We start from the raw sequence: 13,914 nt of genomic DNA on the forward strand, positions 1-13,914 counted from the left end.
GTTGACCGGGTGAAGGGGGAGCCCATGACCGAAACAGTGATCGATCTCGGGGAGTACGGCGACGCGTTCCGTGTCGACCCGCACCCCGTGTATGCCGAGTTGCGTGCCCTCGGCCCCGTGCACCGGGTGCGACCGCCCGGTTCCCACGCCGACTACGCGACCTGGCTCGTCGTCGGGCACGAGGAGGCTCGCGCGGCACTCGCCGATCCGAGACTGTCCAAGGACGGCCGCAGAATCGGCGCGCTGTTCCACGATGAGGAACTGATCGGCCGCCATCTGCTGGGCAGCGACCCGCCCGAGCACACCCGGCTGCGCGGCCTGGTCTCCCGGGCCTTCACCATGCGCCGGGTCGAGCAACTGCGGCCCAGGATCCAGGAGATCACCGACGACCTCCTCGACACGATGCTGCCGCACGGCCGCGCCGACCTGGTGCAGTTCCTCGCCTACCCGCTGCCGATCACCGTGATCTGCGAGCTCCTCGGCGTGCCCGAGATGGACCGCACCGAGTTCCGGAAGCTGTCCACGGAGGTCGTGGCACCCACCAGCCCGGAGAGTTCGTACGACGCCGTCCTGCGCCTCGGCGAGTACCTGAAGGAGCTCATCGAGGACAAGCGGTGCGCCGGACCGAGCGACGACCTGCTCGGCGACCTCATCCGCACCACCGCCGAGGACGGCGACCGGCTCTCCCCGTCGGAACTGCGCGGCATGGCCTTCCTGCTGCTGATCGCGGGCCACGAGACCACGGTCAACCTCATCACCAACGGCGTGCACGCCCTGCTCACCCACCCGGACCAACTCGCCGCCCTGCGCGCCGACATGAGCCTGATCGACGGAGCGGTCGAGGAGACCCTGCGCTACGAGGGCCCGGTGGAGAACGCGACCTTCCGGTACGCCGCCGAGCCCCTGGAGATAGCGGGACGGGCCATAGCCGAGGGCGACCCGGTGATGATCTGCCTGAGTGCGGCCGACCGCGACGGCTCCCGTTACCCGGCCCCGGACCGCTTCGACATCCGCCGCGACCCCCGCGGCCACCTCGCCTTCGGCCACGGCATCCACTACTGCCTGGGCGCCCCACTGGCCCGCCTGGAGGCCCGCACGGCGATCCGGACCCTGGTGGACCGCGCCCCCGACCTCGCCCTCGACGGACCCACGGGGGAGTGGCTGCCGGGGATGCTGATCAGGGGGGTGCGGAGTCTGCCGGTGCGGTGGTCGGGGGCGGTGGGGTGAGGTCTTTTTTTGGGGAGAGGGATCTGTGGGGTGAGGTCTGTCGGTGTGACGGGTTGCCGTCAGTGGGGCGTGCCGGGGTGTGGTCGGTGGAGCCTGGCGGTGGGCGGTCGGCAGCGCGTGACGGGTTGATCGGTCGGGTGGGCGGTGGGCGGCCGGCAGCGCGTGACGGGTTGCCGTCAGCGACGCGGGCCGGGCCGCGCTCGGGCGGGTGCGACGGCGTGACCGGTCAGAACGCGGCCGCGTTCGTGCCGCCCGGGAGTTCCGCCAGCCGTACGGCCCTGCGCTCGCGGCGGGACACCTCGCACGCCTCGGCGACCCTTAGCGCCTGCAACGCCTCGCGCCCGTCGCAGGGGTTCGCTCTCTCACCCCGGACCACCTCGACGAACGCGGCCAGCTCGGCCTCGTAGGCCGGTCCGAACCGCTCCAGGAACCCCGTCCACGGCTTGTCCGCCGCAGGCGGCCCGGTGGGCTCGGTGGACGCGATCGGCGTGCGGTCGTCCAGGCCCACCACGATCTGGTCCAGCTCCCCGGCGAGTTCCATGCGCACGTCGTACCCGGCGCCGTTCAGCCGGGTGGCCGTGGCCGTCGCGAGGGTCCCGTCGTCGAGAGTGAGCACCGTCGCCGCGGTGTCGACGTCCCCGGCCGCCCGGAACATCGGCGGACCGGCGTCGGACCCGGCCGCGTACACGTCGACGATCTCGCGCCCGGTCACCCAGCGCAGGATGTCGAAGTCGTGGATCAGGGTGTCCCGGTACAGCCCCCCGGACAGCGGCAGCCACTCCGCCGGCGGCGGTGCCTGGTCGGAGGTGAGCGCCCGCACGGTGTGCAGCCGTCCCAGGCGCCCCGAGCGCACGGCCTCCCGCGCGCCGGTGTAGCCCGTGTCGAAGCGGCGCTGGAAACCCATCTGGAGAATCGTCCCGGCGGTCTCCACCTCGGCGATGGCCTGCATCGTGCCGGGCAGGTCGAGCGCGATGGGCTTCTCGCAGAACACGGGAAGTCCCGAGCGCGCCGCCCGGCCGATCAGTTCGGCGTGGGCGGAGGTCGCCGTGGTGATGACCACGGCGTCGACGCCCCATTTGAAGATCTCGTCGACGCCCGGGGCCGCGGTCTCCCCGAGGCGGTGCGCGAGCTCCTGGGCCCGCGCGCCGTCCGCGTCCGTGAGGATTAAGGAACCGACCTCCCGATGGCGGCTGAGCGTGTTCGCATGAATGGTGCCGATGCGGCCCGTCCCTATGACCCCGATGCGCATGTGAACAAAGTGTGGTCGCGAACCCCGCGCTGTCAATCCGTATGTCCGGACAATCTGACTACACGACTTCCCGTCAACAGCGCACGGAGCTACGCTCGGGCCCGTGCCGAAACCAGGAGTGGACCCGACCGTGACGCTCGAGCTCAGTGTGGACCGCAGCAGCCCGGTGCCGTTGTACTTCCAGCTCTCCCAGCAGCTGGAGGCCGCGATCGAGCACGGAACGCTCACCCCCGGCAGCCTGCTGGGCAACGAGATCGAGCTCGCCGCCCGGCTCGGCCTGTCCCGGCCCACCGTCCGCCAGGCCATCCAGTCGCTCGTCGACAAGGGCCTGCTCGTGCGCCGCCGCGGAGTCGGCACCCAGGTCGTGCACAGCCAGGTCAAGCGCCCGCTGGAGCTCAGCAGCCTCTACGACGACCTGGAGGCGGCCGGCCAGCGGCCCGCGACGAAGGTCCTCGTCAACACCGTCCTCTCCGCCACCGCCGAGATCGCCGCCGCGCTCGGCGTCGCGGAGGGCAGCGACGTGCACCAGGTGGAGCGCCTGCGCCTGGCCCACGGCGAGCCGATGGCGTACCTGTGCAACTACCTCCCCCCGGCCCTCCTCGACCTGGACACCCCCCAGCTGGAGACCACCGGCCTGTACCGCATGATGCGCGCGGCCGGCATCACCCTGCACAGCGCCCGTCAGTCCATCGGCGCGCGAGCGGCCACCGCGGAGGAGGCGGAACGCCTGGCGGAACCGGAGGGCGCCCCCCTCCTGACCATGCAGAGGGTCACATTCGACGACACGGGCAGAGCGGTCGAGTACGGCACGCATACATATCGCCCGACTCGCTACTCCTTCGAATTCCAGCTCCTGGTACGCCCGTAGGGGCGCGGGGAACGGCGCGACCAGCCACGACGCATCCGCACCCGGCAAAGAACGCGCGCCACCCTCCGCTCCCCCGCACCGCACCCCTACACCGGGTGAGGCAGAATCAGGGCCGATGAGCACCTACGGCAACTTCAGCGCCCCCATAGGCTCCCGCCGCGCCCCCGCCCTGCGGACCGTCGGCACGAGGGAACGCCGCTCACACCTGACCGCACCGCGCGTGCCGACGGTGGGCATCGACATCGGCGGCACCAAGGTCATGGCGGGTGTCGTCGACGCCGACGGCAACATCCTGGAGAAGGTCCGCACCGAGACCCCGGACAAGTCCAAGAGCCCCAAGGTCGTCGAGGACACCATCGTCGAACTGGTCCTGGACCTGTCCGACCGCCACGACGTCCACGCCGTCGGCATCGGCGCGGCGGGCTGGGTCGACGCCGACCGCAACCGTGTGCTGTTCGCCCCCCACCTCTCCTGGCGCAACGAGCCGCTGCGCGACCGCATCGCCGGCCGCCTCGCGGTCCCCGTCCTCGTTGACAACGACGCGAACACCGCCGCCTGGGCGGAGTGGCGCTTCGGCGCGGGCCGCGGCGAGGACCACCTCGTCATGATCACGCTCGGCACCGGCATCGGCGGCGCGATCCTGGAGGACGGCCAGGTCAAGCGCGGCAAGTACGGCGTCGCCGGCGAGTTCGGCCACATGCAGGTCGTCCCCGGCGGCCACCGCTGCCCGTGCGGAAACCGCGGCTGCTGGGAGCAGTACAGCTCCGGGAACGCGCTGGTCCGCGAGGCCCGTGAGCTGGCAGCCGCCGACTCGCCCGTCGCCTACGGGATCATCGAGCACGTCAAGGGCAACATCGGCGACATCACCGGCCCGATGATCACCGAGCTGGCCCGCGACGGCGACGCGATGTGCATCGAGCTGCTCCAGGACATCGGCCAGTGGCTCGGCGTCGGCATCGCGAACCTCGCGGCCGCCCTCGACCCGTCCTGCTTCGTCATCGGCGGCGGCGTCAGCGCGGCCGACGACCTGCTGATCGGCCCCGCGCGGGACGCCTTCAAGCGCCAGCTCACCGGCCGCGGCTACCGCCCCGAGGCCCGCATCGCCCGCGCTCAGCTCGGCCCCGAGGCCGGCATGGTCGGCGCCGCCGACCTCGCCCGCCTGGTCGCCCGCCGCTTCCGGCGTGCCAACCGGCGCCGGGTGGAGCGTCACGAGCGCTACGAACGGTACGTGGAGGCCCGTCGTACGTCCCGGGACACCGCATGACGGCATCCCTGCCCCGCCAGGTCCCGGCGCCCCCGGACGGGCCCGAGCGGCCCCCCGAGGACCGCCGCCACATGATCCGCCGCAGGGCGATCACGCTGCTGATCATCGGTCTGCTCATCGGCGTCCCGGCCGGCTACCTGGTGATCTCCGCCAACCAGAGCCGGGACAGCGGCAAGGACAAGGAGGCGAAGTACTCGGCGACGGGCCTCACCCCCGGCTGGCCGTCGAAGGTCCAGCGCCGCCTCTACCAGGTGCCGGTCCCGCACCCCGCGGACCTGGTCGCCTCCTATGAGACCAACAACTGGAAGACCAGCCGCCTCTACGTCCAGTTCCGCACGACCGACGCGGGCCTGGCCGCCTTCCTCACCGGTATGGGCGTCAGCCGCGCCGACCTCGAGAAGAACGACATCACCATCAGCGAGCGCGACCAGAAGGTCAGCGGCTGGAAGTTCGACGGCCCGCGCTCCTGGTGGGGCCTGACCCACGCGCAGAAGGACCCGGCGCCCACCCAGGACGTCATGGTCAACCTGACCGTGCCGAACGCCCCGAAGGTGTACGTCGTCTCACGCACGGTTCCCTGACCCGGCCGGTCCGGCGAGCGGCTCCGGCGGTCACCGGAGCCGATTGTCAGACCCCGCCCGTAGAGTCGAAGACGACTGATCCGACACGCGGGCGGGAGGTGACAGGACGTATGAGCGACAGGGCCATGGTGGCCGAGCGCAAGGACGAGCGCGGCGCCTCGCGGCAGGAAGCGGCCGTCCCCGTCCGGCTCGCCGCCGTCTTCCTGCCCGCGCCCCTTCCTCGCGACGGCCGGATCGCGTTCTGGGACCCCGAAGGCGCCCCCCTGCCGACCGACAGCCCCGACCCCGACACCACGTCCCCCGAGCGCACCGAGCTCACTGTCGTACGACCGCACGGAGCCGCCGTCCGGCGCCGGACCGCCCCCGCCCTCACGCTCCCGGTCGGCGAGGCCCTGCCGCTGCTCGTCCGGGCCCGGCGCGATCCCGCCGCCCACCCCGCCACCGCCTGCTGGGGCGCGGCCGCCCTGCACGCGCTGCGGCTCACCGCCCGCGGCCGCCTCCTACCCGGCCTGACCGCCACCGGCCACGACGCCTGGCGGGCCGGCCCCCTCGACCCGGACGACATCGCCCACCTCCGCGCGGTCGCCGCCGCCCTGCCCCACGAGGGCCACGCGGTCCCGCTGCCCGGCCCCGGCCCGCTCCGGCTGCCGGAACCGGAAGCCCTCATGCGCTCCTTCCTGGACGCGGTCGCCGACACCCTGCCCCGCACCCCCGCGGCCCCCTACGCCTCCGGCAAGCCCTTCGCGGCCCGCGCGCCGCAGCGGCTGCCGCACGCCCAGGACTGGGCCGCCGAAGTCGCCGCCGGCATGGACGCGGGCGTGCGGATCTCCCTGCGCCTGGACCTGTCCGCGTACAACCTCTTCAACGCCGACGACGCCGGTGCGCGCAGCGCGGGCGCCGCGATCGTCCAGGTGCACAGCCTCGCCGACCCGACCCTGGTGACCGACGCGGCGGCCCTGTGGGCGGGGGACGCCGACGCCGTCTTCGGACTACGCGCCCGCGTGGACGCCGCCCTCGCCGTGCGGCGCGCCGCACGGGTCTGGCCGCCCCTGGACCGCCTCTCCGAGCAGGACGTGCCCGACGTACTGGCCCTGTCCGACGAGGAGCTGGGCGACCTGCTCGGCGTGGCCGCGACCCGGCTCGCGGCGGCGGGAGTGGCGGTCCACTGGCCGCGGGACCTGGCCCAGGACCTCACCGCGGCGGCGGTCGTACGACCGGTTCCGGGCTCGGCGACCGACGGCACCGGCTTCTTCGAGAGCGAGGAACTCCTCCAGTTCCGCTGGCAGTTGGCGCTCGGCGGCGACCCGCTCAGCGAGGCCGAGATGGACGCGCTGGCCGAGGCCCACCGCCCCGTCGTCCGCCTCAGGGACCAGTGGGTGCTGGTCGACCCCGCCCTCGTGCGCAAGGCCCGCAAACGCGAACTGGGTCTGCTCGACCCGGTCGACGCGCTCTCCGTGGCCCTCACCGGCAGCGCGGAGGTCGACGGCGAGACCGTGGAGGCGGTGCCGGTCGGCGCGCTCGCCGCCCTGCGCGACCGCCTGACGACCGGAGTACAGCCCGCCGAACCGCCCCCGGGCCTGCACGCCACCCTCCGCGACTACCAACTCCGCGGCCTGGCCTGGCTGGACCTCATGACCTCCCTCGGCCTCGGCGGCTGCCTCGCCGACGACATGGGACTCGGCAAGACGATCACCGTCATCGCCCTGCACCTGCGCCGGGCGCGCCGCGAGCCGACCCTCGTCGTCTGCCCCGCCTCGCTCCTGGGCAACTGGCAGCGGGAGATCACCCGGTTCGCGCCCGGCGTCCCCGTGCGCCGCTTCCACGGCACCGACCGCAGCCTGGACGGCCTCGACGGCGGCTTCGTCCTCACCACATACGGCACCATGCGGGCGGCCGCGGCCCGGCTGGCCGAGCAGCGCTGGGGCATGGTCGTCGCGGACGAGGCCCAGCACGTGAAGAACCCGTACTCGGCGACCGCGAAGGCGCTGCGCACGATCCCGTCGCCCGCGCGGGTGGCCCTGACCGGCACCCCGGTCGAGAACAACCTCTCCGAGCTGTGGGCCCTGCTCGACTGGACGACCCCCGGACTCCTCGGCCCGCTCAAGTCCTTCCGCGCCCGGCACGCGCGCGCGGTGGAGAACGGCGAGGACGAGGAGGCGGTGACCCGGCTGGCCCGTCTGGTCCGCCCCTTCCTCCTGCGCCGCAAGAAGTCCGACCCGGGCATCGTCCCCGAGCTGCCGCCCAAGACGGAGACGGACCATCCGGTCCCGCTCACCCGCGAGCAGGCCTCGCTGTACGAGGCGGTGGTGCGCGAGTCGCTGCTGGCGATCGAGACGGCGCAGGGCATCGCGCGCAGGGGCCTGGTGCTGAAGCTGCTCGGCGCGCTGAAGCAGATCTGCGACCACCCCGCGCTCTACCTGAAGGAGGAGGTCCCAACCGCCGCGGGCGATCGCCTCGCCGCCCGCTCGGGCAAACTGGCCCTGCTGGACGAGCTGTTGGACACCCTGCTGGCGGAGGACGGCTCCGCCCTCGTCTTCACCCAGTACGTCGGGATGGCCCGCCTGATCACCGCCCACCTCGCCGCCCGGGCGGTCCCGGTGGACCTGCTGCACGGCGGGACGCCGGTACCGGAGCGCGAGCGCATGGTGGACCGTTTCCAGAGCGGTGCGATCCCCGTCCTGGTCCTGTCGCTCAAGGCGGCGGGCACGGGCCTGAACCTCACCCGCGCGGGGCATGTCGTCCACTTCGACCGCTGGTGGAACCCGGCCGTCGAGGAACAGGCCACCGACCGCGCCTACCGCATCGGCCAGACCCAGCCCGTCCAGGTCCACCGCCTCATCACCGAGGGCACCGTGGAGGACCGCATCGCCGAGATGCTCGAAGCCAAGCGGGCCCTCGCCGACGCGATCCTCGGCTCCGGTGAGTCCGCCCTCACCGAACTCACCGACCGCGAGCTGACCGACCTGGTCTCCCTCCGGAGGCCGTCATGACCCCGGGCCCCGCCGACGAGGCCCGCCGAGCCCTGCGGGCGGCACGGGAACGGGCGGCACGGGAGACGGCCGACGGGGCGAGCGGCGGGGAAGCGCGGGAGGGCGGCGACTCCCCGGCGGTGGGAGAGGCCGGCGCTGCCGTGCCGGGGAGTGCGGGGAGCCTCGCGGCCGACGGGGACGGCGACCCGGCGGTGCCGACAGCCGGGAACTTTGCGGGGACCGGAGTGCCGGGTGCGGAGAGTCGCGCAGTGGAGCAGAGCGGGAACCCTGCGGCGCAGGTCATGGGCGACCGGGGGGCGTCGGTTGAGGAGAGCCGCGCGGCCGAGCGCCACCAGGGCCCGCAAGAGGGCGACTCTGCGGTGCCGGGTGCGGAGGTGGCGGTGGACCGGGCGGCCGCCGAGGGCGCACACCATCGGGGGAGCGGGTCGGCTCCCGCCGACGGGCAGGGCGCCGTGCACGACCCCGGCCCGACCGAGCCCCGGCCAGGTGACGCTGCTCGTGCCGCCCTGCGGGAAGCTGTCGCGGCGCGCCGTGCTGCCTTTGCGGACGGTGCCGTGGACCGGTCCGAGACGGACGCCGGTGACGCTGCCTCCGGCCACGTCGCTGCCGAACCCGACTCGATCGTGGACGCGACCGGGGGGCCCGGTACTTGGGCCACAGATCGGTCCGAGGCGGGCGCCGCCCCCAGAGACACGGATCGGTTCCCTCAGGCCGCTTCACCGACCGCTGACGGCCGCGAAGCGGCATCCACCGAGGCTCCCGGCACACGCCCCGCGGACGCGGCACGCGAAGCGCTGCGGGCGGCACGCAAGAGGCGGGCGGACACCGAGGCCGCAGAGGCGCAAGCCGACCTCGCACGTCGGTCGCGCAGGGTCACGCCGACCGCGTCCCGAGAGCGGGACCGGGAGTCAAGCCGGACACCCGGTACGGCCGCCGTCCGGGCGCGTGACGTGCGGGAGTTGCTGGCCGACGCCTTCCGGATGCCCGAGGACGCGCCCCGGCCAGGGGAGGGGCACGAGGCCGAGCACGAGGACAACAGCTCTTCGCGCCAGGCCAGTTCACTCCAGGAGACCCAGGAGACCCAGGAGACCCACGCTCCCGACGGCATTCCCCCGGACACCCGCGCCGCCCCCCGCCACCCCCACTCCATGGCCGCCCCCACCCGGGACAACGACCTGCGTCGCACCTTCCCCGCCTTCCCACCCCACTCCTCCGAGGACGCCCGGTTCGCCGCCACCTGGTGGGGCAACGCCTGGGTCACCGCGCTGGAGGAGGGCGCGCTGGACGCCAAGCGGCTCGCGCGGGGCCGTGGTTACGCCGAGCAGGGGCACGTGGACGCGATCACCGTGACGCCCGGGCTCGTGCTCGCCTATGTGCAGGGGAGCCGCGCCCGGCCGTACCGCGTGCAGGTGCGGTTGCGGACACTCGGGGACGCCGACTGGGACCGCTTCCTGGATCTCGCCGCCGACCGGACCGGACACATCGCCGCACTGCTCGACAAGGAGATGCCCGAGGCGCTGGCGGAGTGCGGAGTGCCGTTGCTTCCCGGCCCCGGCGATCTCGAACCGCAGTGCAGTTGCCCCGACCGCGGCCACCCCTGCAAGCATGCCGCCGCCCTCTGCTACCAGACGGCACGCCTGCTGGACGCCGACCCCTTCGTCCTGCTCCTGCTGCGCGGCCGGGGTGAACGCGAGCTGCTCGACGCCCTGTCCCGCCTCAGCGCCGCCCGCGCGGCCCGGTCCGCCCAGGAAAGGGAGCCGGCTCCGCTGCCCGGCGTACGAGCGGTCGAAGCCCTCGCGCCCCGCCGACTCCCGCCGCTTCCGGCCCCGTTGCCCGTTCCTCCCCACCCCGAGCAGCCCCCGGCCTATCCCGCGTCGCCGGGCGGCCCCGACCCCTTCGCCCTGGACCAACTGGCCACGGACGCCGCCGCCCGCGCTCACGCCCTGCTCGGCACGGGCCGCGACCCGGTCGGTGAACTCACCCTCTGGCAGGACGCCGTTCGCCTCGCCGCCGCCCGCCCGGGTTCCGGCCTCACCGCCGGCACCCGCGCCCTCTACGCGTCCCTCGCCGCAGCCACCGACCGCACCCCGGCCGACCTGGCCCGCGCGGTCGCCGCCTGGAGACAGGGCGGGCTCGAAGGACTCGCGGTCCTCGAAGAACCCTGGGACCCACCGGCCGGCCGCTTCGACCGCGCCCGCCCTCTCCTCCTCGCCGCCGACCTCCCCGCCTTCCGCCCGTGGCGCAACCACCTCACCCACCCCCGCGGCCACCTCCAGCTCCGCCTCGGCCGCGACGGCCTGTGGTACGCCTACGAGTCCGAACCGGGCCACGACGACTGGTGGCCCCGCGGCACCCCCGACCTGGACCCGGTCGGCGCCCTCACCGGCCTGGGCACCCCGACCGACCTCTGACCCGACAGACCCGAACCGATCCCCAGGGCCTGACGCCGACTCGCACCCGCCCCTGATCCCGCAACAAGGACTGCACCCGACAAGTCGCCCCGCCGCGACCCCCTCCGCAAGTGTGGCGGCGGGTCGGCACCTTGGGCGCGGTCCACGTGAAGTTGGGCGGGACGGTCGGCCGGGGGGCAGGGCGGCCCTGGTACGGGGAATCCGCAGCAGCCAGCCACCCTCCGCACCGCTCCCGCACCCCTCAACACCCCCGCCGATCCCGCCCCCGCCCTCGCCCCGAACCCCGTGAAGGCCGTGTGAGAGTTCGCCGGTGATGTTCGGTAGCCGAGTGTGTGGAGCAGGGGCCAAGGGTCCAGGCCGCAAGAAAAGACGGTTAGCGTGGGGGCCGTGAGTGAGACGAAGACCCCCACCCTCCAGTACCGCTTCGACGGCCCGGAAGACGCCCCCGTTCTCATCCTGGGGCCGTCGCTCGGGACCACGTGGCACATGTGGGACCGCCAGGTTCCCGAACTGGTCAAGCAGTGGCGCGTCTTCCGGTTCGACCTGCCGGGGCACGGTGGCGCGCCCGCCTACCCGGCGGGTTCCGTCGCCGACCTCACCGACCGGCTGCTGGCCACGCTCGACCGGTTCGGGGTGCAGCGCTTCGGCTACGCGGGCTGCGCGCTCGGCGGCGCGGTCGGCATGGAGCTGGCGCTGCGCCACCCGGAGCGGCTCGCCTCGCTCGCCCTCATCGCCGCCTCGCCCCGCTTCGGCACGGCCGACGAGTTCCGGCAGCGCGGGGTGATCGTACGGACGAACGGGCTCGATCCCATCGCCCGTACCTCGCCCGACCGCTGGTTCACCTCCGGGTTCGCCGCCGCCCAGCCCGCGATCACCGAGTGGGCCGTGCAGATGGTGCGCACCACCGACCCCGGCTGCTACATCGCGGCCTGCGAGGCGCTCGCCGCGTTCGACGTGCGGGCCGACCTCGCGAGCGTCGGTGTGCCGACTCTGGTCCTGGTCGGATCAGACGACCAGGTCACCGGTCCGGCCGAGGCCCGCACCCTGGTCGCGGGCATCCCGGACGCCCGGCTCGCGGTCGTGCCCGGCGCCTCCCACCTGGTGCCGGTCGAGCAGCCCGCCGCCGTCACCGACCTCCTGGTCAGACACTTCTCCACCGCCTGGCAGCCCGCCTTCGACTCCTCCACCGGACAGACGGCGATCCCCACCGCCCCGGTCACGCCGGTCCTCACGTCCGCGCCGCCGCATCCCGTGCCGATCGCCGAGATCGCCCCGGCCGCCCCGGACCCCCAGGCCGCGGGGCGTGTCGATCCGTACGACACCGGCATCAAGGTGCGCCGCGAGGTGCTCGGCGACGCGCACGTCGACCGGGCACTGGCGCAGGCCGACGACTTCGGGGCCGACTTCCAGGAGCTCCTCACCCGCTACGCCTGGGGGGAGATCTGGGACCGGCCGGGGCTGGACCGCCGTTCCCGCAGCATCGCCACCCTCACCGCGTTGGTCGCCGGCGGGCACCTGGACCAGCTCGCCGCCCACACCCGGGCCGCCCTGCGCAACGGCCTCACCCCCTCCGAGATCAAGGAAGTGCTGCTCCAGGCGGCCGTGTACTGCGGGGTCCCGGCGGCAGGCAGCGCGTTCAAGGTGGCCCAGCAGGTCATCCGCGAGGAGACCACCCCCACCGAGTGATCGTCCGAGGCGGGTGGCGAGAGCACCAGCCTGTGCTGCCCGTCCGTGCGGGACGCGGGGCAGGATGGACCCCATGAAGCTCACGAAGATGTCGCACGCCTGTGTCCGTCTGGAGAAGGACGGACAGACGCTCGTCCTCGACCCCGGGGCCTTCAGCGAGGAGGACGCCGCCCTCGGCGCCGACGCGATCCTCGTCACCCACGAACATCCCGACCACTTCAGCGAGGAACGGCTGCGGGCGGCCCTCGACGCCAACCCGGCCGCCGAGATCTGGACGCTGAAGTCGGTCGCCGACAAGCTCCGGGCGGCCTTCCCGGGCCGCGTGCACACCGTCGGCCACGGCGACACCTTCACGGCCGCCGGTTTCGACGTCCAGGTCCACGGCGAACTGCACGCCGTGATCCACCCGGACATCCCGCGCATCACCAACGTCGGCTACCTGATCGACGGCGGCACGGTCTTCCACCCCGGCGACGCGCTCACCGTCCCCGACCACGCCGTCGAGACGCTGATGCTGCCCGTCATGGCCCCCTGGAGCAAGATCTCGGAGGTCATCGACTACGTCCGTGAGGTCAAGCCCCAGCGCGCCTACGACATCCACGACGCCCTCCTCACGGACCTCGCGCGTCCGATCTACGACAACCAGATCGGCGCCCTCGGCGGCGCGGAGCACCTGCGGCTGAAGCCGGGGGAGAGCACGGCTCTGTGAGTGTCAGTGCCGCCGGGTAGGTTGTCAGGCATGCGCATCGCGACCTGGAACGTCAACTCGATCACCGCTCGTCTCCCGAGGCTGCTGGCCTGGCTGGAGAGCACCGGCACCGATGTGCTGTGCCTCCAGGAGGCCAAGCTCGCCGAGGAGCAGTTCCCGTTCGACCAGCTCCGCGAGGCGGGCTACGAGGCCGCGGTGCACGCCACGGGGCGGTGGAACGGGGTGGCGGTGATCTCCCGGGTGGGCATCGAGGACGTCGTCAAGGGCCTGCCCGGCGACCCCGGCTACGACGGCGCCCCGGAACCCCGCGCCATCTCCGCGACCTGCGGCCCGGTCCGCGTCTGGTCGGTCTACGTGCCCAACGGCCGCGAGGTCGACCACCCGCACTACGCGTACAAGCTCCAGTGGTTCGAGGCCCTCAAGGCAGCCGTCGCCGGTGACGCGGCGGGCAGCCGCCCCTTCGCCGTCCTGGGCGACTACAACGTGGCACCGACGGACGACGACGTCTACGACGTGGCCGCCTTCGAGGGCCTCACCCATGTCACCCCGGCCGAGCGCGCCGCCCTCGCCTCCCTGCGCGAGGCGGGCCTGTCGGACGTGGTCCCGCGGCCCCTCAAGTACGACCACCCGTTCACGTACTGGGACTACCGCCAGCTCTGCTTCCCCAAGAACCGCGGCATGCGCATCGACCTGGTGTACGGCAATGAGCCCTTCTCGAAGGCCGTCACCGACGCCTACGTCGACCGTGAGGAGCGCAAGGGCAAGGGCGCGTCCGACCACGCGCCGGTGGTCGTCGACCTGGAGGTCTAGAGTTCGGCCCGGCTCCCCGGCTGACCCGCCTCGCGCCCGTGAGGGACGAAAGCCGCATCGCGCGGCCAAGGAGACATCGTCGGCGCGTCGAGGCGCGCGGCGCGAAGTCGGCCGGAAAC

At 73.5% G+C, this 13,914-nt stretch carries 10 protein-coding genes; 9 read left to right on the forward strand and 1 reads right to left on the reverse strand.

Going from position 1 to position 13,914, the window contains the following annotated elements:
- Positions 1-24: 24 nt before the first annotated feature.
- Complete coding sequence (locus tag ABZ098_RS12965; protein ID WP_356590185.1) at positions 25-1,227, forward strand: cytochrome P450; 1,203 nt, start codon at positions 25-27, stop codon at positions 1,225-1,227.
- Between the two features lie 226 nt (positions 1,228-1,453).
- Here ABZ098_RS12965 and ABZ098_RS12970 read toward each other — a convergent pair whose 3' ends face one another.
- Positions 1,454-2,476: a Gfo/Idh/MocA family oxidoreductase gene (locus tag ABZ098_RS12970; protein WP_356590187.1), complete on the reverse strand. Its 1,023-nt coding sequence runs from the start codon at positions 2,474-2,476 to the stop codon at positions 1,454-1,456.
- 130 nt (positions 2,477-2,606) lie between these two features.
- Here ABZ098_RS12970 and ABZ098_RS12975 point away from each other — a divergent pair, with 130 nt between their 5' ends.
- The 8 genes from ABZ098_RS12975 (at position 2,607) to ABZ098_RS13010 (ending at position 13,795) form a co-directional block, all read left to right on the forward strand.
- Positions 2,607-3,344, forward strand: a complete 738-nt coding sequence (locus tag ABZ098_RS12975; protein WP_356590526.1) for a GntR family transcriptional regulator — start codon at positions 2,607-2,609, stop codon at positions 3,342-3,344.
- Positions 3,345-3,459: 115 nt separating this feature from the next.
- Positions 3,460-4,608 carry an ROK family glucokinase gene (locus tag ABZ098_RS12980; RefSeq protein ID WP_037712265.1) on the forward strand — a complete coding sequence of 383 codons (1,149 nt, stop codon included), beginning with the start codon at positions 3,460-3,462 and terminating at the stop codon, positions 4,606-4,608.
- Positions 4,605-5,189 carry a sugar kinase gene (locus ABZ098_RS12985; protein WP_356590189.1) on the forward strand — a complete coding sequence of 195 codons (585 nt, stop codon included), beginning with the start codon at positions 4,605-4,607 and terminating at the stop codon, positions 5,187-5,189. The genes ABZ098_RS12980 and ABZ098_RS12985 overlap by 4 nt, the downstream gene beginning before the upstream one ends.
- Positions 5,190-5,314: 125 nt before the next feature.
- The gene (locus ABZ098_RS12990) at positions 5,315-8,179 is read left to right on the forward strand and encodes an SNF2-related protein (protein WP_356590528.1); all 2,865 of its coding nucleotides are present in this window, start codon (positions 5,315-5,317) and stop codon (positions 8,177-8,179) included.
- Entirely contained in the window at positions 8,176-10,590 is a 2,415-nt protein-coding gene (locus tag ABZ098_RS12995) for an SWIM zinc finger family protein (protein ID WP_356590191.1), read from the forward strand. The genes ABZ098_RS12990 and ABZ098_RS12995 overlap by 4 nt, the downstream gene beginning before the upstream one ends.
- Positions 10,591-10,977: 387 nt before the next feature.
- Complete coding sequence (gene pcaC / locus ABZ098_RS13000) at positions 10,978-12,276, forward strand: 4-carboxymuconolactone decarboxylase (RefSeq protein WP_356590193.1); 1,299 nt, start codon at positions 10,978-10,980, stop codon at positions 12,274-12,276.
- 73 nt (positions 12,277-12,349) lie between these two features.
- Positions 12,350-12,985, forward strand: a complete 636-nt coding sequence (locus tag ABZ098_RS13005) for an MBL fold metallo-hydrolase (RefSeq protein ID WP_356590195.1) — start codon at positions 12,350-12,352, stop codon at positions 12,983-12,985.
- 30 nt (positions 12,986-13,015) lie between these two features.
- Complete coding sequence (locus ABZ098_RS13010) at positions 13,016-13,795, forward strand: exodeoxyribonuclease III (protein ID WP_356590197.1); 780 nt, start codon at positions 13,016-13,018, stop codon at positions 13,793-13,795.
- The last annotated feature ends 119 nt before the right edge of the window (positions 13,796-13,914 follow it).

Source organism: Streptomyces sp. NPDC006335, assembly GCF_040612795.1.
Taxonomy (GTDB): domain Bacteria; phylum Actinomycetota; class Actinomycetes; order Streptomycetales; family Streptomycetaceae; genus Streptomyces.

Bases quoted from the DNA above. Each gene is read 5' to 3' on its own strand.
- ABZ098_RS12965 (WP_356590185.1), top strand. From the start codon at position 25: ATGACCGAAACAGTGATCGATCTCGGGGAGTACGGCGACGCGTTCCGT.
- ABZ098_RS12995 (WP_356590191.1), top strand. From the start codon at position 8,176: ATGACCCCGGGCCCCGCCGACGAGGCCCGCCGAGCCCTGCGGGCGGCA.
- ABZ098_RS12970 (WP_356590187.1), bottom strand. From the start codon at position 2,476: ATGCGCATCGGGGTCATAGGGACGGGCCGCATCGGCACCATTCATGCG.
- ABZ098_RS13005 (WP_356590195.1), top strand. From the start codon at position 12,350: ATGAAGCTCACGAAGATGTCGCACGCCTGTGTCCGTCTGGAGAAGGAC.
- ABZ098_RS12980 (WP_037712265.1), top strand. From the start codon at position 3,460: ATGAGCACCTACGGCAACTTCAGCGCCCCCATAGGCTCCCGCCGCGCC.
- ABZ098_RS13010 (WP_356590197.1), top strand. From the start codon at position 13,016: ATGCGCATCGCGACCTGGAACGTCAACTCGATCACCGCTCGTCTCCCG.
- ABZ098_RS12990 (WP_356590528.1), top strand. From the start codon at position 5,315: ATGGTGGCCGAGCGCAAGGACGAGCGCGGCGCCTCGCGGCAGGAAGCG.
- ABZ098_RS12985 (WP_356590189.1), top strand. From the start codon at position 4,605: ATGACGGCATCCCTGCCCCGCCAGGTCCCGGCGCCCCCGGACGGGCCC.